The organism is Acidovorax sp. LjRoot117 (assembly GCF_964252695.1).
Lineage (GTDB): Bacteria > Pseudomonadota > Gammaproteobacteria > Burkholderiales > Burkholderiaceae_C > Acidovorax.
The window spans coordinates 191,447-210,885 of record NZ_CAXUPO020000001.1 but is presented as its reverse complement, the minus strand read 5'-3'; the positions used below and the strand labels follow the sequence as shown (position 1 = coordinate 210,885).

At 63.8% G+C, this 19,439-nt stretch carries 18 protein-coding genes; 11 read left to right on the top strand and 7 right to left on the bottom strand.

Annotated features, from left to right (window positions below; genetic code table 11):
- Positions 1-15: 15 nt before the first annotated feature.
- Positions 16-936, bottom strand: coding sequence for an ADP-ribosylglycohydrolase family protein (locus ACSQ3D_RS01010; protein ID WP_436125626.1), 921 nt, complete (start codon positions 934-936; stop codon positions 16-18).
- A gap of 224 nt (positions 937-1,160) precedes the next feature.
- Positions 1,161-1,889 carry an NUDIX hydrolase gene (locus tag ACSQ3D_RS01005; protein WP_396502916.1) on the bottom strand — a complete coding sequence of 243 codons (729 nt, stop codon included), beginning with the start codon at positions 1,887-1,889 and terminating at the stop codon, positions 1,161-1,163.
- Between the two features lie 92 nt (positions 1,890-1,981).
- On the opposite strand from ACSQ3D_RS01005, the gene ACSQ3D_RS01000 reads away from it, so the two are divergent.
- The 5 genes from ACSQ3D_RS01000 to ACSQ3D_RS00980 all read left to right on the top strand — a co-directional run bounded on the left by ACSQ3D_RS01000 (position 1,982) and on the right by ACSQ3D_RS00980 (position 7,138).
- Positions 1,982-2,551 (top strand): RNA 2'-phosphotransferase, encoded by a 570-nt coding sequence (locus ACSQ3D_RS01000; protein ID WP_436125625.1) that lies wholly within the window; start codon positions 1,982-1,984, stop codon positions 2,549-2,551.
- Positions 2,548-3,159 (top strand): DUF4291 domain-containing protein, encoded by a 612-nt coding sequence (locus ACSQ3D_RS00995; RefSeq protein ID WP_436125624.1) that lies wholly within the window; start codon positions 2,548-2,550, stop codon positions 3,157-3,159. Before ACSQ3D_RS01000 ends, ACSQ3D_RS00995 begins: the two co-directional genes overlap by 4 nt.
- Positions 3,160-3,777 carry an HAD family hydrolase gene (locus ACSQ3D_RS00990; RefSeq protein WP_436125623.1) on the top strand — a complete coding sequence of 206 codons (618 nt, stop codon included), beginning with the start codon at positions 3,160-3,162 and terminating at the stop codon, positions 3,775-3,777.
- A 255-nt stretch (positions 3,778-4,032) separates the two neighbouring features.
- Entirely contained in the window at positions 4,033-5,220 is a 1,188-nt protein-coding gene (locus tag ACSQ3D_RS00985) for an alpha-hydroxy acid oxidase (RefSeq protein ID WP_436125622.1), read from the top strand.
- A gap of 427 nt (positions 5,221-5,647) precedes the next feature.
- Positions 5,648-7,138, top strand: coding sequence for a leucine-rich repeat domain-containing protein (locus ACSQ3D_RS00980; RefSeq protein WP_436125621.1), 1,491 nt, complete (start codon positions 5,648-5,650; stop codon positions 7,136-7,138).
- A 351-nt stretch (positions 7,139-7,489) separates the two neighbouring features.
- Here the strand turns inward: ACSQ3D_RS00980 and ACSQ3D_RS00975 are convergent, their stop codons facing one another.
- Together ACSQ3D_RS00975 and ACSQ3D_RS00970 are read right to left on the bottom strand one after the other, a co-directional pair.
- Entirely contained in the window at positions 7,490-8,674 is a 1,185-nt protein-coding gene (locus ACSQ3D_RS00975) for a porin (protein ID WP_436125620.1), read from the bottom strand.
- A 297-nt stretch (positions 8,675-8,971) separates the two neighbouring features.
- Positions 8,972-9,721 (bottom strand): TetR/AcrR family transcriptional regulator, encoded by a 750-nt coding sequence (locus tag ACSQ3D_RS00970; RefSeq protein ID WP_436125619.1) that lies wholly within the window; start codon positions 9,719-9,721, stop codon positions 8,972-8,974.
- Between the two features lie 167 nt (positions 9,722-9,888).
- On the opposite strand from ACSQ3D_RS00970, the gene ACSQ3D_RS00965 reads away from it, so the two are divergent.
- From ACSQ3D_RS00965 to ACSQ3D_RS00955, 3 genes are read left to right on the top strand one after another with little or no spacing between them, the layout of a single operon-like run.
- Positions 9,889-10,881 carry a Bug family tripartite tricarboxylate transporter substrate binding protein gene (locus ACSQ3D_RS00965; RefSeq protein WP_056420723.1) on the top strand — a complete coding sequence of 331 codons (993 nt, stop codon included), beginning with the start codon at positions 9,889-9,891 and terminating at the stop codon, positions 10,879-10,881.
- Between the two features lie 35 nt (positions 10,882-10,916).
- On the top strand, positions 10,917-11,732 hold the full coding sequence (locus tag ACSQ3D_RS00960) for a cyclase family protein (protein WP_436125618.1): 816 nt from the start codon (positions 10,917-10,919) through the stop codon (positions 11,730-11,732).
- Positions 11,729-12,739 carry a fumarylacetoacetate hydrolase family protein gene (locus ACSQ3D_RS00955; RefSeq protein ID WP_436125617.1) on the top strand — a complete coding sequence of 337 codons (1,011 nt, stop codon included), beginning with the start codon at positions 11,729-11,731 and terminating at the stop codon, positions 12,737-12,739. Before ACSQ3D_RS00960 ends, ACSQ3D_RS00955 begins: the two co-directional genes overlap by 4 nt.
- Positions 12,740-13,027: 288 nt before the next feature.
- Here the strand turns inward: ACSQ3D_RS00955 and ACSQ3D_RS00950 are convergent, their stop codons facing one another.
- A complete protein-coding gene (locus tag ACSQ3D_RS00950) occupies positions 13,028-13,951 on the bottom strand; it encodes a LysR substrate-binding domain-containing protein (RefSeq protein WP_436125616.1) in 924 nt (307 codons plus the stop codon).
- A gap of 225 nt (positions 13,952-14,176) precedes the next feature.
- Between ACSQ3D_RS00950 and ACSQ3D_RS00945 the strand changes: the two genes are divergently transcribed.
- Positions 14,177-15,838, top strand: coding sequence for a carboxylesterase/lipase family protein (locus tag ACSQ3D_RS00945; RefSeq protein WP_235504109.1), 1,662 nt, complete (start codon positions 14,177-14,179; stop codon positions 15,836-15,838).
- A gap of 257 nt (positions 15,839-16,095) precedes the next feature.
- Entirely contained in the window at positions 16,096-17,304 is a 1,209-nt protein-coding gene (locus tag ACSQ3D_RS00940) for an MFS transporter (protein WP_436125615.1), read from the top strand.
- Positions 17,305-17,406: 102 nt separating this feature from the next.
- Here the strand turns inward: ACSQ3D_RS00940 and ACSQ3D_RS00935 are convergent, their stop codons facing one another.
- Positions 17,407-17,874 carry a DUF1348 family protein gene (locus tag ACSQ3D_RS00935; RefSeq protein ID WP_436125614.1) on the bottom strand — a complete coding sequence of 156 codons (468 nt, stop codon included), beginning with the start codon at positions 17,872-17,874 and terminating at the stop codon, positions 17,407-17,409.
- A gap of 84 nt (positions 17,875-17,958) precedes the next feature.
- Here ACSQ3D_RS00935 and ACSQ3D_RS00930 point away from each other — a divergent pair, with 84 nt between their 5' ends.
- Positions 17,959-18,528 (top strand): TetR/AcrR family transcriptional regulator, encoded by a 570-nt coding sequence (locus tag ACSQ3D_RS00930; RefSeq protein WP_436125613.1) that lies wholly within the window; start codon positions 17,959-17,961, stop codon positions 18,526-18,528.
- An 89-nt stretch (positions 18,529-18,617) separates the two neighbouring features.
- Here ACSQ3D_RS00930 and ACSQ3D_RS00925 read toward each other — a convergent pair whose 3' ends face one another.
- Positions 18,618-19,361, bottom strand: a complete 744-nt coding sequence (locus ACSQ3D_RS00925) for an IclR family transcriptional regulator (RefSeq protein ID WP_056420737.1) — start codon at positions 19,359-19,361, stop codon at positions 18,618-18,620.
- Positions 19,362-19,439: the final 78 nt, after the last annotated feature.

Below are 19,439 nucleotides of genomic sequence, written 5' to 3'. Positions count from 1 at the left end.
GCGCGAATCCGCGGCTCAGGCGTCTTGCCGTGTGTCGCTCTCGCTGGCGTCGAGCAACTGATCGGCCAGCGCCTCGATCTCACTGCGCATCGCCAGCCGCTCCAGCCAGTGTGCAGGGATGGACGACGCTCCGTAGTACGCACCCGCCAGTTGGCCGCATATGGCCGCCGTCGTATCCGCATCGTCCCCCAGGTTCGCCGCAGCGAGAATTGCGGATTCGAACGAGTCCGTGCTGTTGAAACACCAGAGCGCTGCTTGCAAGGCGTCGACGCAATACCCTGAACCCTTGATCACGTCGCGTGGCGCGGCCAGAAAGCGACCGTGGGCGATGGCTTGGAGCTTTGGAGACAGGTGTGCGGGGGCGTCCATGGACCAGATCGCCTGCTTGTCAGCACCCAGCAGCGCTGCCCGCACATAAAGCGCGAACAGCTTGGAGCTGTCGATGGCTTCCTGGGCACCGTGTGTGGTGCGTGTGCTCTCTGCCGCGAACTGCACAACGCGGCTTGCGTCGCGGCGGTAGTACATCGGGATCGGCGCCAATCGCATCAGTGCACCGTTGCCTGCAGTCTTCGGGTCGGGGTCGCCGGCAAAGGGATTGGCCGTTCGAAGGTACCGGTCCAAGGCCGTGGCCACCGTGATTCCGATATCGAAGCACCGCCCATTGCTGCTGAGATAGCCGACGCTGCGCCAGTTGCAGTAACGGTTCATCTGATCCACAGCGTCGAAGCCGGACCGGTGGACCAGGCTTGTGGCCAGGCACAGCGCCATCGACGTGTCATCCGTCCACTCTCCGGGCGCCAGGCCGAACGGGCCGCCCCCGACCATGTCGGTGACGGGCGGGAACGTGTTTCGGGGCATGAACTCCACCGTGGTACCCACGGCATCTCCGCAGGCCAGACCCAAGAGGCAACCCCTGTAACGATCAGAATGGTTCATGGTCAGACAGCCTTGTTCCAGGCCGCAGGTGGGGGGAAGTACGCGTCGTATTCAAGCGATGCAACGTGCGGCATTTCATTTCCCTTCAGGGGTCTTGCAGAAAGGCGATGGACGGCATGGAAAAACCATTCTGTCGGCCAACACGCCATCGTGATGGATATAGTTGCCCTGTGCAACTTTATGGGTTTGCATAGTACAACTTATGGGGTTGGAGTCAACCGCCTTCAGGCACTGTCGCGCGGACTGAAGGTGCGGGGGAACATGGCGGCCCGTGACCGGTCAACCAGCCGATAGCCCATTGCCGGGCGGCCCAACGCGCTGCTCACCACGCCTGCTTCTTCCATGAAGCCGCCGTCCAGCATTCGCTTGCGGAAAGCGCTTTTGTCGACCGGCCGTCCCAGGACCACCTCGTACGTTGCCTGCAACTGGGGCAGCGTGAAAGGCTCGTCGAGCAGGAATGCAGGCAGCGATGTGTACTCCACCTTGCTGCGAAGACGGTCGACGGCCACCGACAAGATCTCGCCGTGGTCGAAGGCGAGTCTCTTGCGCATGGCCGCTTCGGCGTCGAACCATTCCACCTGGGCCGCGTTGGCGCCTTTTTGCAGCGTCAGCTCGCGACCTGGCATCAGCGCGAAGAATGCGTGCGTGGCAGACCAGCCGCGCGGGTCGCGGTGTGCGCTGCCCCAGCTGCCCAGTTGTTCCAGATAAGGGGCGGTCACACCCGTCTTCTCACGCAGCTTGCGCAGTGCGCAGTCCATCAAGCTGGCGTCCTTGTCAACGTCGATGAAGCCACCCGGCAGCGCCCATCGTCCGGGAAACGACTCATTGCTGTCGTCTGGGCGGCGCACCAGCACAACTTTCAGCGAGTCATCGAGGATGGTGAAGATCACCATGTCCACTGTTGTCAGCGGGCGGGGAAACTCCAAAGGGGCAGTTTTGCTGGATGGCTTCATCACTGTTGACCTTCGTGTAAATTAAGTTGTACTATACAACTTTAAAAGTTGCACAGGGCAACTTTGTCTGAGGTTAATACAAGAAGGAAAATATGACCTACCCTCCACAGCATCTCGCAGCGACCAGCAAATTCCTGAGCCTGGTGTTGCGACACCAGCCACAAACTATCGGCCTGACCCTGGACGCATCGGGATGGGCCGCCGTCGATGAGCTCATTGCGCAGTCGGCGCTGGCCAGGCGGCCCCTGACACGTCCTCTCATCGAGGAGGTGGTGCGGACCAACGACAAGAAGCGTTTCGCCCTGAGTGACGATGAATCACGAATCCGGGCGAACCAGGGGCACTCCATCGACGTGGATCTGGGCCTTGGCGCGATGGAGCCTCCTGCCAGGCTCTACCACGGTACCGCCTTGCGGTTCCTCGACTCCATCCTGGCCAGCGGGTTGGACAAGCGTCAGCGCCATCACGTGCACCTGAGCGAAAGCACCTCCACGGCGATGGCCGTGGGCGCCCGATACGGCGCGCCGGTGTTGCTGGAAGTCAACGCTGGCGCCATGTTCCGGGACGGGTGCACATTTTTCCAAGCCCAGAACAATGTCTGGCTGACGGACCAAGTTGCGCCGCAGTATCTTTCCGTGGTCCAGCCTGAAAGTGCTCGATGAACCTGTCTACCCGGTCCCATGTGGAGCAGCGCGCGTTGTGGCCGCAGGATGGCAGGCACGTACTGGCCCACCACGATGCGAACACCGTCATCGTGTACCAGGCCTACAGGCCGTCCACTGCCGCGCACGCCTTGAGGCACGGTCAGTTGGGAGGTCCGGATTTCAGCTTCCGTCGCATGAGCTGGATCAAGCCCAATTTCCTGTGGATGATGTACCGCTCTGGTTGGGCCACCAAAGAAGGTCAGGAGCATGTTCTGGGTTTTCGACTGCGAAGGGCCTTCTTCGACGCGCTGATGACCGACGCCGTCCCATCCACGTTCGATCCCGACCGTTTCGCCAGTCCTGCGAGCTGGCAATGCGCTGTCGAGGAATCCGACGTTCGGTGCCAGTGGGACCCAGACCATTCGCCATCCGGCAGCAAGCTCAGCCGCCGAGCCATTCAACTGGGTCTACGCGGCGAAACGCTTCACGCCTTTGCAACCACGGAAATCCTGGAAGTGATCGATATGACCGCCTTCGTTGCAGCGCAGCGCCACCATGCCCATGATGACGACCCTCAACTGGAAATACCCGTCGAGACCGTCTATACGCAACAGCACGGGGGATGAATGAAAAAGGCTGTGATCGCTCTGGACGCAGATGGCGTATTGCTCGACTACAACGCTGCCTACGCCAAGGCCTGGCATAAAGCCTTTGGAGTCCACCCGCAAGAGCGCGACCCCCATGCATACTGGGCCATGGACCGGTGGTCGGTGGAGCGACTGGAGGGGCCTCTTTGGGATCGGTGGAAGGCGGCATTCGACGACGATTTCTGGTCGACCATTCCCGCCATCGAATCTGCGTTGGACGCCTGTTGTCAATTGGTCGGCAATGGCCACACGCTGGTGTGCGTCTCGGCCCTGCAGCCGCAATTCGAAGGTGCGCGTCTGCGCAATCTTCGCGACCTCGGCTTCCCCATCGAGCGGGTCGTGGCGACGGGCCCCTCCACCTCCGGCGCCAATCCCAAGGCGCAGGCAGTGGCTGCCCTCGGGGCGATTGCGCTCGTAGACGACTATCTGCCCAACCTCGCAGGTCTCGGAGCCGACGTGCACACGGCACTGATAACCCGCCAGCCCCACGGCAGCCCCAATGTCGGGCCAGCCTTGTCCGCCGTTGCATCCACGCATCGCCACCTGGGCGACTTTTCGGCGTGGTGGCTGTCAGGGCTGAAAGATGCCCGCCATTGATGTGCGCAGTGCGCCGGATGCTGCGTTGCCATGGGTTTGAAAGGGTCTGCAGAACTACGGCCTGGGTAGCGCAGGGCCGCTGCAGCCACTACACAATGAGAGCCACGGACGGCCCGGTCGCACAGTACGCGAACTTGCCATGGAAATTTGTTGCAGACCCGCGCAAATAATTTTGATGGCCGTGCGGCGCGCAACTGCCTACCATCCGGCCAGGCTTTAGAAACCGTTCAATGTCTTTTTGCTTTGGAGTGCCGCGTGCCTGACCTGTCCAAAATCACCTGCATCGAAGACCTGCGCGTCGTCGCCAAGCGCCGCGTACCGCGCATGTTCTATGACTACGCCGATTCAGGCTCGTACACCGAGGGCACGTACCGCGCCAACACGCAGGACTTCCAGTCCATCCAGCTGCGCCAGCGCGTGGCCGTGAACATGCAAGGCCGCAGCACCCGCACCACCATGATCGGCCAGGACGTGGCCATGCCCGTGGCGATAGCGCCCACCGGCCTGACCGGCATGCAGCACGCCGACGGCGAGATCCTGGGCGCCCGCGCGGCCAAGGCTTTCGGCATTCCGTTCACGCTGTCGACCATGAGCATCTGCTCCATCGAAGACGTGGCCGAGCACACGGGCCGCCATCCTTTCTGGTTTCAGCTGTACGTGATGCGCGACCGCGACTTCATCGAACGCCTGATCGACCGCGCCAAGGCCGCCAACTGCTCTGCGCTGCAGCTCACGCTGGACCTGCAGATCCTGGGCCAGCGCCACAAGGACATCAAGAACGGCCTGTCCACGCCGCCCAAGCCCACCATCGCCAACCTGATCAACCTGGCCACCAAGCCGCACTGGTGCCTGGGCATGCTGGGCACGAAGCGCCGCACTTTCGGCAACATCGTGGGCCACGCCAAGGGCGTGGGCGATTTGTCATCGCTGTCGTCCTGGACGGCCGAGCAGTTCGACCCGCAGCTCAACTGGGGCGATGTGGAGTGGATCAAGAAGCGCTGGGGCGGCAAGCTGATCCTCAAAGGCATCATGGACGCAGAAGACGCCCGCTTGGCCGTCAACAGCGGCGCTGATGCGCTCATCGTCAGCAACCACGGCGGCCGCCAGCTCGACGGCGCGCCATCGTCCATCGCCGCGCTGCCCGGCATTGCCGAAGCGGTGCGACAAGCGGGCGGCGGCATCGAGGTCTGGATGGACGGCGGCATCCGCAGCGGGCAGGACGTGCTGAAGGCCCGCGCGCTGGGCGCACAGGGCACGCTGATCGGGCGGAGTTTTCTGTATGGGCTGGGGGCCTATGGCGAAGCGGGGGTGACGCGTGCGCTGCAGATCATTCAGCGGGAGCTGGACATCACGATGGCGTTTTGTGGACACACGAACATCAACACGGTGGACCGGTCGATCTTGTTGCCGGGCACGTATCCGGTCGAGGACGCGGCCCGCTGATCACGGCCCCCATTGCTGTGGGGCAGACCATTCGACGTGGGCTTTGCACATGCACAACGAAGAACCCAACGAGCGCGGCTCAGACACTGTGGAGTTGGCGGTACGAGCCGTTTGCGGTGCGCTCGCAGGCGTGGTCGTCGGGTTGCTTGTCTGCTGGAAAGGGCGGCTGCGGGAGCCTTGGGCACTAGCTGCTGTGATCGTGGTGGCTGTGCTGGCGTGTGTGTACGGGGCGACGAAGTATGGGGACGATTTTTGGTGGGAGTTGTTGAAGGCGAAAGACCGGTGAGTGGAGGAAAGGGATGCTCTCGCCGCTCCGGTAGCCAGCCAAACTGGCACGAGTGCCCTCTATGATTCACGCGCGGTGCGCTGAGGGCGATCATGCCAAGCCACAGCGCCCAACCTGGAACAAACCTCTCAGTCCAGCACCATGGCAACCCAAAAATCCAAATGGACGAACAGCTCGTTTTCCCCCGTCCAGGTGCTCAACCACACCACGGAGCTGAACCTGGAGCGCTTCACCAGCGAAGACCTGGACCCCATTGCCGGCTGCGATGATGTGCAAGCGCTGTGCCTGCGCAGCAGCAAGACGGCCGAGCCCGTGGACCTGGCCCGCATCGCCCACATCAGCAGCCTGACCACGCTGCAGCTGGATAGGGTGAAGTTCACCAACCTCGCCGCGCTGCGCGCGCTGCCCCGCCTGCGGACGCTGTACATCGACAACTGCCGGTTCTCCGACTTCCAGGCACTCAACGGCTTTCAGACGCTGACCGACCTGACTCTGCGCAACAACAAGAAGGCGATGTTTCCTGCGGGGCTGGACCTGCCGCAGCTCAAGTCCCTGCACCTGTCGCGCAGCGGTATCACGGACCTGGCCTTTGTCGATGGGTATGCGCGCAGCTACCCCGGCATGGTCAAGCTGGACCTTTCGGGCAACCAACTCAGCGACCTGTCCCATCTGGTGGCGTGCACCCAGGTGACGGAACTGAACCTGAGCTTCAATGAGATCAGCGACCTGTCACCGTTGGCGGCATGCCCTCAGATCGTGAAGCTGAACGTAGCTTACAACCCCATCAGCAGCCTTGCGCCGCTGGCCGGCCGCAAGTTTGTGGACTTTCATGCCAGCGCGCCGCAACTCGAGGAGCGGCTTGCCCTGAAGCTGGACTTGCGCCCGCCGCCCCAGGAGCACCAGCCCGAGAATTTGGAGGCGTGGCGCCTGGCTGCCCTGATGCAGGCCAAGAACTGGCCTGCGGTCTATGCCGTCACCGACCTGGATCTGCTGGCCCGCGGCTTCTCCAGCTTTGTAGGTGGGCACTACGACGAGGAGGCCCTGCGCGGGGTGCTGGCCCACCCGGCCGAGGGCGCTTTCCACACCCTGGTGGCCAATGGCCTGCGCCCGCACTACACCGAGGAATGGGCGGTGCTGATAGAGGTGCTCAGCAGCTTTGGCGAGCGCACCATCGCGCCGATGACCGAGTGCTTTCACAAGGCGCTGGCATTTCACCCCTACCGGCAAGAGTTCCTGGCCGGCAAGCTCAAGAGCGACCACGCCACAATCATGAACGTGCTGCTCCAGGTGGCCAGCCCGGCGTACACCGACCTCTTCCTCGCCTTCTTCAACGACCGTAACCAGTTCTCGAACGCGCATCTGGGCAACTACAAATGCCTGCTCGAGGTGGTGGGCAAGACCAAGGCGCCGCAGCTGGTGGAGCCCATCATGGACCTGCTGCGCCTGGAGCGGCACATCGTCGGTGGCGACGCCGTCTTCATGAAAAGGATCTTCAAGGCCATCGGCCAACTGGGCAGCAAGGCCGACGCCGCCGTGCTGGCCAGCCGGTTCGATGCCGCCGCCGAAGATCGACCGGATGTGCTGCAAGCGTATGAGGCGGCGCTGGCGCGTCTGGAAAAGAAGAAAGTGTGATGCGTCGAAACACAGCCCACTTGGAACTGGAGAATGTCGTTGGACGCCTCGAAGACGCAGCCACTTCAACCTCGATCGTCGACTGGTTGAAGGTCCGCTTTCTTTGGCTGCCACCGCTGACCTTGGCCTGCAGTACCCATTGGTGACCGAGGTGCGAGCGGCTGCAATCGCTGCAAGCCGCCGTTTGCGTTCGTCCTCCCCCAGCATCAGCGGGCTCGGGCCGGAACGTGTTGTCAAGATCTTTCTATGTGGGCAGATGCTTCAAGTTGGATGCGTGTGTACACGCTTGCCGCTGAAAAAAGGGCGCCCGAAGGCGCCCTGAAACTTGGAGGCAACCGTTGCAAGGAACCTTCAGAACCGATGGCGAACCCCCACCGCAAAGCTGGTTCCCCGAGCGCTCACCAGCGCAGGCGACGCGGGCAGCGTACGGGTCAGGGTGCTGTCGCGCATGACCGTCGCGTACAGGTCCGTCCGCTTGGACAAAAAGTAGTCGTACCCCAGGGTGAACACCTTGCGCTCGACATTGCCGCCTGCCACTGTGGCGGGCACCGGGCCTACGGTGTCACTGGTGCGGCGCGCGGCGTAGCCTGCCAGCACGCGGCCTGCGCCCACGGGCACGGCCGCGCTCAGATCCCATACGCGGTACGACACGTTGAGCGGCGCAACAGCAGTGCCCAGATTGTCGATACGGCCCAGGTGGGCAAACAGCTTGATCACCTCGAAGTCGTAAGACGCCGCCAACTGCCAGGCGCGGGTGTCGTTGGGTGATGTGCCGTCGGCAAAGGTACCGGGGTTCTTCTTCACGCTCTGCCATACCAGCGATGCGGCCCAGGGGCCGTGGGCGTAGGCCCATCGCGCTGCACTGTTGCCACCGCCCTGGCCCTCCGAGATGGAATGAGCCACCGAGGCATTGAACCCCGCGAAGCCGGGACTGTCGTACACCACCGAGTTGGCCCACGCCGTGCCTCCTGTGAGCGGGCTGCCGATGAACGTGACCAGGTTCAGCGGCCCGAGCACGGTCGAGTCACCGAACGCATTGGACGTGATGGAGTTCAAGAACAGCAACGACGTGACGTTGCCCAGCCGAACGCGGCCCCAGTCGCGGTGCGAGACGCCCACCCAGGCCGCGCGCGAGAACACGGGGTCGGCCGCCACATTCACAGGGGCGGGCAGTGCGTCGCTGCGGCCGGCCGCGCCCGAGTCGTTGCGTACAAAGGACGACAGCTCGAACTGGGCCGACAGCCCATCGCCGAGGTCTTCCGCGCCGCGCACGCCCCAATGGCTGGTGGACATGCCACCCCCGTCCAGTTTGGTCACGGCGCGGTCCTGCGCGTTCACGCCCCCGGCAGGGCTGGCAAAGCGGCCTAAAGCGGCGTCGACCAGGCCGTACAGCTGCAGGCCGGGCCCAGCTGCTGGCTGAGCGTGGATAGCGAACGACGCAGTTGACAGGACTGCCGCGGCGCCCACGGTCCGTGTCCAGGGCCGACGGGCCTGCGTGAGAGAGGGGCAGGTCGTGAAGGAGGTGCGGGGTTTCATGGTGTCTTTCGATGAATGAGGAGCAGGTGAGGGGCGAACGAGCCCACGGCGCAGCCAATGCTGGACCGAAGGGTCAGTTCAAACGGGGCAGGACATCAGCGCACCGTGCGCTGGGATGGAGACCGCGAGGGTGTACCGGTCTACCGGGCCGATGCTGTGGGTGGGGCGGCGGCGCAGGGCCCCAGCCACCTCGGGTGGTGGTGGGCTGGGGCCAGAAAAATGGGCGTGACTGTGCTTTGCATGCGGCGCTCGCGCGGCAGTGCTTGTGTGAAGTCCGTTGGGCTCAGCGTTGGTGCGTCAGTGCACCGCGCCTGCGCATGCGCCACGCATGCCCTGTGCGATGAAGCGCACCAGCAGCGGACCGGCTACGGCGTCGTCGCCGGCAAGGTTCTGTCCGTGCGACAGGCGCTCGATGCGCTGGTCGTTCACGTGGTGCAGCAGTGCGCCCAGTGCAAACTGATAGCACCAGGCTGCCTGACTGCGCGTGGCCTGGGGCAGAGCGCCCGCCATGGCGTCGATGAAGGCGTGCGCTAGCGGGTCGAACAGCTCGCGGATGATGGGCTCGTCTTCTTCCAGGTGGTCGCTCATGCCGCGTGACAGCAACCGCAGAAAGTGGTGGCCCGCGGGCTGGCTGGCCACCTCCAGCACGGGCAGCACAAAGGCTTTCACGATCTCTTCCAGCAGCTGGCCGGGTGGCGCCTTCTGCTGCGCCTGGGCCAGCGACTGCAGCCGCACGTCGATGTAGCCCGCATGCGCTCGGAAGATGGCGTGGTAGAGCGACAGCTTGGGTCCGTAGTAGTAGCCCACCAGCGCCAGCGGCACACCCGCCTCGTCGGCAATGTCGCGTATCGACACGCCATGAAAGCCGCGCGAGGCAAACAGCCGCTCGGCCGCCTGCAGGATGTTGGCTTGGCGGTTGGGTGCCAGGTCTGCTTCGCTGGCGGCGCTGCGGGCAGCCGCACGCTTGTGCGCCGGGGTCGGTGCTTTTGCAGCTCGCGTTGCGGGTGTGGCGGCTGCCGTCTTGGCGGTGGGTCGGGATTTGGACATGGACTGGTTTATACGACTGTATAAATTTATTGAACACTCGTACAAACCCCAGTCATCTTGAATTTGTACGTTCGTATAATTTTTTCATGCACCCGCTGCAAACCGCGTCACACGAGGCTTGCGGGGCTGTACTGCAGATCCCATCCAGTCAACAGGAGACAGACACCATGATCACCCGCCGCTGCTTCACCCAGCTCTCTGCCGCCTTGCTGCCTACCCTTGGCAGCGCTCCCGCCGCCTGGGCGCAGGCCGCCAAGGAGGCGATTCCTGACATGGCGCGCATCATCTCGGGCTTTCCTGCCGGAGGCACAGCCGATGCACTGGCGCGCCGTGTGGGCGACCGCATGCGCGGCCACTACGCCGGGGCCGTGGTGGTGGACAACAAACCGGGCGCGGGCGGGCAGATCGGCATCCTCAACCTGCGTGACAGCCCCGCCGATGGCACCAGCCTGCTCATCACCCCGTCGTCCATGTTGTCCATCTATCCCTACACTTACCCCAAGCTGCGCTACACGCTGGACGACGTGGCACCCGTCGCGTTGGGAGCGATGTTCGACCATGGGTTGGCTGTCGGCCCTGGTGTGCCCGAAAGCGTCCGCACGTTGCCCGACTTTCTGGCATGGCTGCAGGCCAACCCCAACAGCGCCAACTACGGCAGCCCGGGTGCGGGGTCCATGCCGCACATGGTGGGCGTGCTGCTGGGGCAGTTCACCAAGATCGACATGCGCCACATTGCTTACCGTGGCACGGTGCCGGGCATGCAGGACCTGCTGGGCGGCCAGATCCCCGCGTTCTGGGGGCCGATTGGAGACTACCTGCAGCACAGCAAAGGCGGCAAGTTGCGCGTGCTGGCCATTGCTGGGGCCAAGCGCTCACCCTTCCTGCCGCAGGTGCCCACCCTGACGGAGTTGGGGCACCCCCTCAAGGTCAGTGAGTGGTACGGCTTCTTCCTGCCCGGCAAGGCATCGCCAGACACCATCAAGCGCGCTTCGCAGGCGCTGCAGGCAGCGCTGGTCCACCCCGACGTGGTGGACTACGGCAAGCAGTACGGCCTGGAGGTCAAGTCCTCCAGCCCTGCGCAACTGGCGCAGATGCTCAAGGCCGATGCCGACCAGTGGCGCGGCCTCATCAAGCAGACCGGTTTCACGGCCGAATCCTGATCGTTTTGTTTGTGCCCATTCATCCGAGACTGCCCATGACTGCCACGCCTTCCCGCCGCATCGTCGATATCTCGATGCACCTTGAAAACGATGTCGTCTCCGACCCGCCAGGCCTGGGTCCGCGCATCAACTACATCGACCACCAGATGAGCTTTGCGGATCTGGCGCAGTTCTTCCCTGGGTTGAGGAAAGAAGATCTTCCCGATGGTGAGTCGTGGGCGGTCGAGGACGTGCATCTCAACACCCACAACGGCACGCACCTGGACGCGCCGTATCACTTCGCCTCCACCATGGACGGCGGGCAGCGGGCGCTGTCCATCGACGAAGTGGACTTGAACTGGTGCTTTCAGCCTGGCGTGAAGCTGGACTTTCGCCACCTGCCAGACGGCTATGTGGTGCGGGCTGGCGACGTGGAGGACGAACTGGCGCGCATCGGCCACACGCTGCAGCCGCTGGAGATCGTGGTGGTCAACACGCGCGCTGGCAGCGCCTACGGCACGCCTGGCTATACCCGCGCGGGCTGCGGCATGGGCTACGAGGCCACCATGTACCTGCTGGAGCGTGGTGTGCGGCTGACCGGCACCGACGCCTGGAGCTGGGACGCCCCTTTTGCCTACACCGCACAGCGTTACGCCGAAAGCGGCGACGCATCCCTGATCTGGGAAGGCCACAAGGCCGGGCGCGACATTGGCTACTGCCACCTGGAAAAGCTGCACAACCTGGAGGCGCTTCCCGCCAACGGTTTTTACATCTCGTGCTTTCCAGTCAAAGTGCGCGGTGCGTCGGCGGGCTGGACGCGGGCTGTGGCGATTTTTGATCCGGTGCTGCCGTTGCAGGGAGTGTCTTCATGAAACTCGCAACCCTGCGCAATGGCCAGCGCGATGGCCGCCTCGTAGTGGTCTGCGACGACGCCCGCCGCTGCATCGACGCATGCCCCGTGGCACCGACGCTGCTTGATGCATTGGAGCGCTGGAGCGCGGTGGAGCCTGGATTGCAAGAGTTGTCCCGGACAGTCAACGCCCCTGCGGCCCTTGGGGCCATGCCCTTCGATACGCACCAGTGCATGGCTCCGCTGCCACGCACCTGGCAATGGCTCGATGGCTCCGCCTTTCTGAACCATGGCCGCCTCATGGAGCGCGCGTTCAAGGTGCCGCCGGTGGCCGACTTCGAGACCATCCCGCTGATGTACCAGGGCGCCGCCGACGATTTTCTGGGCCCGCACGACAGCGTGCTTCTACCGTGCGAAGCCGACCAGATCGACTTTGAGGGTGAGTTCGGCGTCGTGCTGAGCGAAACCCCCATGGGTGTCACCGCTGAGGCCGCGCTGGAGTATGTGCGCTTGATCGTGCTCATCAACGACTGGAGCCTGCGCGCCTTCGGGCCGCGTGAGGCAAAAAGCGGTTTCGGCTTTTTGCAGGCCAAACCCTCCACGGCATTCGCCCCCATTGCAGTGACACCCGACGAGTTGGGCCCCGCATGGCAAGGCGGCCGCGTACACCTGCGGCTGCAGAGCCAGCGCAACGGCGAATGGTTTGGCCACCCACACGGCCGTGAAATGCATTTTCACTTCGGCCAGTTGATTGCTCATGCGGCGCGCACGCGCAAGTTGTCGGCCGGCACCATCATCGGCTCGGGCACCGTGTCCAACACGGATGTCAACGCTGGTTCGTCCTGCATTGCCGAACGCCGCATGGTGGAGGTCATTGCCGAAGGTGCACCGTACACGGGATTCCTGCAGTTTGGGGAACGGATACGCATTGCGGCGCTTTACGCCGACGGAATGTCAGGGCCATTTGGTGCATTGGATCAACTTGTTGTCATGGCCTCGAGGGCCTGTGGCGACAAGAATCCCCAATAACCCGGTTCGGTGGAATCCGCCCGTTGCGCGGCACATCGCGACCCCAGCAACAAGGGCACGATTGCTGGTCAAAAAGCACTGTGCAGCCCAGAGACACCTGGGCGATTCGCGGGGGATTGCAAATGGAAATCCGGGGGTTGAAGTTGGCGCTCTTCAAATTGCCGAATCGACAGCGGGCTTGGCGGATGCGGCTGGGTGTTTTTTCAAGTACCGCGGCCTTTTCTGTGGCGGTCAGGCCGGATCGCAAGCGCCGGTCATACAACACCATCGAATCGCCGCAGGCGCGCTTCAGGCCGCAGGAATGGCTGCATCTTTCATGCCCTCTTCCAGCATGTCCAGAAAGCAGCGACCCGCGAGCGTAAGGTGGCGGCGCGACGGGTACAGGGCGTAGATGTGCATCGCGGGGGGCACCCAGTCGGGCGCTACCTGAAGCAGTTGCCCGCTCGCGACAAAGCTGGCCGCCATGATCCTCGGAAGCTGCACAACCCCCAGGCCCTGGAGCGCCGCTTCGCGGTTCAACAGCAGGTTGTCGCTCACGAAGCGCACGTCCAGTTCAACGTCCGCACTTTCGTTCTGGGGGCCGATCAGCGTCCAGCGAGCCAGTGACGCAGTGATGCTCCAGCCGACCGCAGCGCAGCGGGACAGTGCCGACGGCGTCTGCGGGGTGTCGAGGGCTGCAACGAGCGCAGGACTGGCATACAAGGCATAAGGGACCGTTGCCAGCCGTCTGGCGACGAGGCTGGAGTCCGTCAGAGGCTGGGCGGTCGGCTGAATCACGAGGTCCACCGTGTCATCCAGAGGGCGCAAACGCCCGTCGGTGGTTTGAAGCGACAGGGTGACGCGGGGATAGCGAGCACTGAATTGCAATGCGATGCGGCCCACAAGCGATGCCGCAATGGCTGCTGGGCAAGCCACCCGCAGTTGCCCCCAGGGGCTCTCCAGGCTCTCGCGTGCGACGGCGACGGCAGTTTGCGTTTCTGCTCGCACCGTCTGGCCATGTTGAAAAATGCGTTGTCCTACGTCGGTCAGTTCAAACCGCCGTGCATTGCGGTGCAGTAGGGCAACCCCAAGGAAAGATTCAAGAGCCGCCACGCGACGACTCAATCGCGACTTCGGTATGCCCGTGCGCCTGCTGGCGGCAGTGAAGCCTCCTGCATCGGCGACCTCTACAAAACTCAGGAGGTCTTCCACAGCCAGCAACACGTTGTCCATTCGGCCCGTCCGTCATCGTCGTTGTGCAAATGGGGCGTGAGCCCGAGATTCAAGCTCCCCCGCTGTGTACGTCTCAGCTTGCCATAGTTTGCTGTGGCGCACCGCCTCTTCAGCGGGCCTGTTTTCGCAACAGGGCGTTCTACCGCTGGGTCTCGCCACCACAAGATTGGTTATCTAGCATAAGTTTGTCAGCAGCTGATATCCAGACCAACTATTCCAGGAGACATGATGACAACGCGAAGGATCTTTCTGCAGGTTTCCTCCGGGGCGCTTGCCGGTTCATTGATAGGGTGTGGCGGCGGAGGTGACGACAACCCCGTGGTGGACACCACGTCAGGCAAGTTCAGCGGAACAGTGTCGGGCGGCACTGCGATATACAAGGGTATCCCTTACGCGCAGCCGCCGGTTGGAGCGCTGCGATTTCAATCGCCCAGACCCTATGTGCCTGTCACGGCCCAGGTGACCCCGGCTACCGCGTTTGGTCCTGCCAGCTTGCAGACCTTGCCAGCCAATGTGACGTGGATCTACACCCAGCCCACAGCACAAAGCGAAGACTGTCTCACTCTCAATATTTGGGCGCCTCGCGGCATGGGCAAGGCGCCAGTGGTCGTCTGGCTCCATGGCGGCGCGTGGCGCACGGGCGCGACCAGCATGCCCCTGATGGACGGGCAGAGACTGGCCGAACAGGGGTTGGTCGTCGTCACCGTCAACTACCGCTTGGGTGCAATGTCCAGCCTGGCCCACCCAGATTTCACGGATCCTGAAACCGGACTTGCTGCAAACTGGGGCCTGCAGGATCAGGCAGCCGCGTTGCGGTGGGTACACGAGAACATTGCCCGCTTCGGCGGAGACCCAGGCAATGTGTGCCTTGCGGGGCAATCAGCGGGCGCTGTCAACACGGCATTGATCGCGCAGCACCCGGTCTGGAACCAGTGGCTGCACAAAGCTGTTTTGCTAAGTTCTGCCGGCATCGCCGCGCCTGCGGGGTTCACCCTGCAGGACGCGGCCAGCTACACAGAGCTGCTGGCCACGAGCCTCAAGACCACACCCAAGGGGTTGTTGGGCATCCCTGCGGCCACGTTGCATGCGGCCGAGTTGGCACTGAACGCCCAACCACTGCCCTCTACTTTTCGGTCCGGCTTTGGTGTCAAGGCATCGCCCGTGATGGATGGGAAGACGGTGTTCGCCGACTGGACCCGTGTGGCATGGCCCCAGCGCGTGCCGGTGCTGATCACGAACACGCTGACCGAGGGGTCCTTTTTTGTGGACCTGGTCGATCCAGCGACGCAGGCTTCGCTCACCGCTCCACTGCCTTCCTCGATGGAGGAGCTCACGGCACTCGTTGCTCCACTGTCTGGCTCTGCCAGTCGTGCTTCTCAGGTGATCGGCAGCTATCAGTCTGAGGCCCTGGCTGATCGCCGTTCACCAGCGCCGGGCAACCTGTGGGTTGAAATCAATGGTGACCGGAACCTGCGCAACTTCTGCGTTCGTTATGCCGACAGTCTCGTGAAGCAGGGCGCCAATGTGCGATACGGAACCTTCATGCATGAATTGCCGGCCCCGGGGCGGGGTGTTCCCCATTGCGCAGAGCTGCCGTTCTTGTTTGGCACATACGGGCTGGACTACTACCGCCAAAAAGTCGGATCGGGCGCTGCAGAACAGCAGCTCAGCCGGCATCTGATGAGCGCGATGACCACCTTCGCCCAAAGCGGGACGGCAACTTTTGCGGATGGCACCGTCTGGCAAAGCTACGGCAGCGGCAACACAAGCTCTGCGCTGATTGGACCCGGGGCGTCATCATCCATCGCGTTCGGCACGGTGCCGAAGATCGCCCAGATGCGTGTGTGGGATGCGCTTCTGGGCTACCCATCATCAGAAAGGGCGTGAAGCCCTCCGGCGGGCAAAGCGGCAGGAGCCTGGGCGCCCCGCAAGACCGGCAGGTCGATCGCGCGGCACGGTCCGTAGGGGACGCGCCCATGCCAGCGATGGCTGCAAGCGCCATGCAGGGCCGCGCCTGCCTGGTCCATGAGGCGCCCCACTGGTGACGGCGGTGGTCGTGGCGGCGGGGCCGCCTGCTATCGTGCGGCGGATTGCATGTCCGCCGCCCCGTTCCGTATCCAGGCCTTGAAGAAATGCGATCGTTGATGTCCTTTCCCCTGCGCGCGCCCATCGCCGTCTTTCTGGCCGGGCTCGCTGCCGCCGTGCACATCGGCAAGATCCCACCGGCCATCGCCGTGTTGAGGGATGCGTTGGGGGTCTCGCTGGTCGAGGCGGGCTTCCTGCTGTCGGCTATACAGCTGGCGGGCATGCTGCTGGGCGTTCTGGTCGGGGCGCTGGCTGATGGCCTTGGCCTGCGGCGCAGCATGCTGTGGGGGCTGGCCGTATTGTGTGTCGCCAGCTTCGCGGGCGCGTGGGCCCGCCATCCGGCTGAGCTGCTCGCGTTGCGGGCGCTGGAGGGCTTGGGTTTCCTGTGTGTGGTGCTTCCAGCGCCCAGCTTGATGCGGCAGTTGGTACCCGCTGCCAGGCTGCCCGCCTTCATGGGGCTGTGGGGTGCCTACATGCCTGCCGGCGTTGCCCTGGCGCTTCTGGCGGGGCCGGTGGTCATGGGGCTGTGGAGTTGGCAGGCCTGGTGGGGTCTGCTGGGGGTGCTGGCGGGCTGCGCCGGGCTCTGGCTGGCCCTGGCCGTTGATTCGGATGCACGGCGCGCCACGGTGGCGCAGCCGGGCACCGAACCGCCGTCTCCCGCGGTGGTGCTCCTGGCGCGGCGGCTGCGGCTCACGCTGGCCAGTCCCGGCCCCTGGGTGGTGGCGGTGGCGTTTGGCATGTACTCCTGCCAGTGGCTGGCTGTCATCGGGTTTCTGCCCTCCATCTACATGCAGGCGGGCGTCAGCGGCGTGGTTGCCGGTGCGCTGACCGCACTGGCCTGCGCAGCCAATGTCGTGGGGAACCTGGGGGCCGGCGGCTTGATGCGGGCGGGTTGGCGCACGCACCAACTGTTGGCCATCGGTTTCGGCGGCTCGGCATTGGCGACGGTGGTGGCCTTCAGCCCCTTGGCGGGCGACGGCGCGGTCCTTCGGTTCGCTGCGGTGGTGGCGTTTTCGGCGGTGGGCGGGATGATTCCCGCCACCTTGTTTGCCCTGGCGGTACGGCTGGCACCCAGCGAGCGGACCGTGTCCACCACGATGGGTTGGGTGCAGCAGTGCTCGGCCTGTGGCCAGTTCGTGGGGCCACCGCTCGTGGCCTGGGTGGCGGGCCTGGCGGGCGGCTGGCATTTCACCTGGGTGGTCACCGGGGTGGCTTCGGTGGTAGGCCTGGGGCTTGCTGGGTGGGTGGCCCGCCAGCGCCCGGCTTGAGCACCTGCAGCGCTCTGTGCATCGCTGTTCCAAGGGGCACCGCCAGCACTTGTTCGTGCCACGGCATGATCATGCTGCGGTCGGCACCGCCCCAGGCTTTCCTCACAGACCCAGGTCAGACAATCCAGGGTGGTCGTCTGGCCGACGACCCAAAGGCCAATGGAACTTGCGCTCCGATTCCTGGATAGGCATGTCGTTGATGCACGCGAAACGTCGATGCATGAGGCCGTTGGCCTCGAATTCCCAGTTCTCGTTCCCATACGAACGGAACCAGTTCCCAGCGTCGTCATGCCACTCGTACGCATACCGAACTGCGATGCGGTTTTCTCCATACAGCCACAGCTCTTTGATGAGCCTGTAGTCAAGCTCCTTTTTCCACTTTCTCTCAAGGAAAGCCTGGGCCTCGGCTCGGCTGTGGGCGAACTCCGCCCGATTGCGCCACTTCGTGTCGGGGGTGTAAGCCATAGCGACCTTGGCCGCATCGCGTGTGTTCCACCCATCTTCGGCCAAGCGGACTTTTTCGACAGCGGTTGCGAGCGAGAACGGGGGAAGGGGAGGGCGAGTTTCCATGGTTTGACCTCTTGAAGTGATGTAGACAGATCGTTCTACATACACAATGTAGTGCATGTAGAACGATCTGTCTACAATGTGGGCATGACAACTTCCGAAAAATCGCTGGAGCCATTGCCCCCGCGGGAGCGCATCCTGATCGCTGCCCATGCTCTCTTCTACGGTGAGGGCATCAGGGCGACAGGTGTGGACAAGATCATCGAGCGGTCTTCGGTCAGCAAAGTCACCTTTTACCGGCAGTACCCAAGCAAGGACGACCTCATCCGCGCCTACCTCGACTATCGCCATGAAAAGTGGATCTCCTGGTTCCGAGCCAGCTTGGCGCAAGCCACCGCCACTGGTGTGCCAGCGGCGAAGGCGCTTGCAGCGACCCTCGAAACTTGGTTCAGCCAGCCGGACTTTCGGGGTTGTGCATTTCTCAATGCAGCGGCCGAACTGGGCTCGTCCGATCCCGCCATCCTTGAAACTGTCCGTCGCCACAAGCAAGAGATGGCGTCCGTGCTCGATGACTTGTTTGCGCGCGATGCTGTGGCTGCGGGACGGCCTCTATCGCTAGTGATCGACGGCGCTATCGTCCATGTCCAGATGGGTCATCCGATGGATGAAGTGATGGATAGCTTTCAAGCCGTGGTCTCAAGGACCTTGCGCAGGTAAGGCGACAAAGCACTCGGCGCCTTCGGCCTGGCTTCGGCAAGGCTCCGTGTACGACGACAACCGCTGCAAAGCCGTCGACAGCGCCTCCCCTACAACCCCTTCTGCAACCCCGCAATCTCCCGCTGCAGCGTCTGCACCACCAACCCCTCCCGGGGCTGCATCCGGGCTGTCATCGCACTCACGCTGATCGCACCGATCACGACACCTCCACGGTCGCGGATCGGCACCCCAATGCTCGTCACGCCCGCCACCGCGTAGTTGGTGATGCTGGCGTAGCCCTGCGCGCGCGCGGTCTGTATCAGCCCTAGCAGGGTCTCCCGCGTCAGGCCGCCGTAGGCATGCAGGTGCGGCTCTATGCGGTCCAGCACGTCGGGCAACTCGTCCGGCGGCATGAAGCTCAGCAGCGCCAGCCCGCCGCCGCCAATGCCCAGCGGGCGGCGCTTGCCGACTTCCACGGTCAGCACCTGGATGGGAAAGCTGCCCGACTGCCGGTCCAGGCAAAACGAATCGGCCCCGCTGCGCACCACCAGAAACACCGTGTCCCCCGTCTCGGCGCTGATGCGCGCGAGGTACGGCGCGCACTGGTCGCGCAGGTGGAAGTGGGTCGAGGCGACCAGCCCCAGCTCGTACGCGAAGTGGCCCAGGCGGTAGCGGCGCTGGGCGTCCTGCATCACCAGGCCGCCTTCGACCAGTTGCTTGAGCAGGCGGTGCACGGTGGGTTGCGCCAGGCCGCTGGCGGCCACCAGCGCGGACAGGCGCGCGCCGGACTTGTGTTCGGCAGAAATCAGGCGCAGCAGCTCGATGGCGCGGTCCAGGCTTTGTACGGTGGTCATGGGAGCATCAAATTCACGGTTAATCCATATAGCGGACTTTTGGCCTTTGCTTGCACCGCATTGGTGGCAATAATTTCC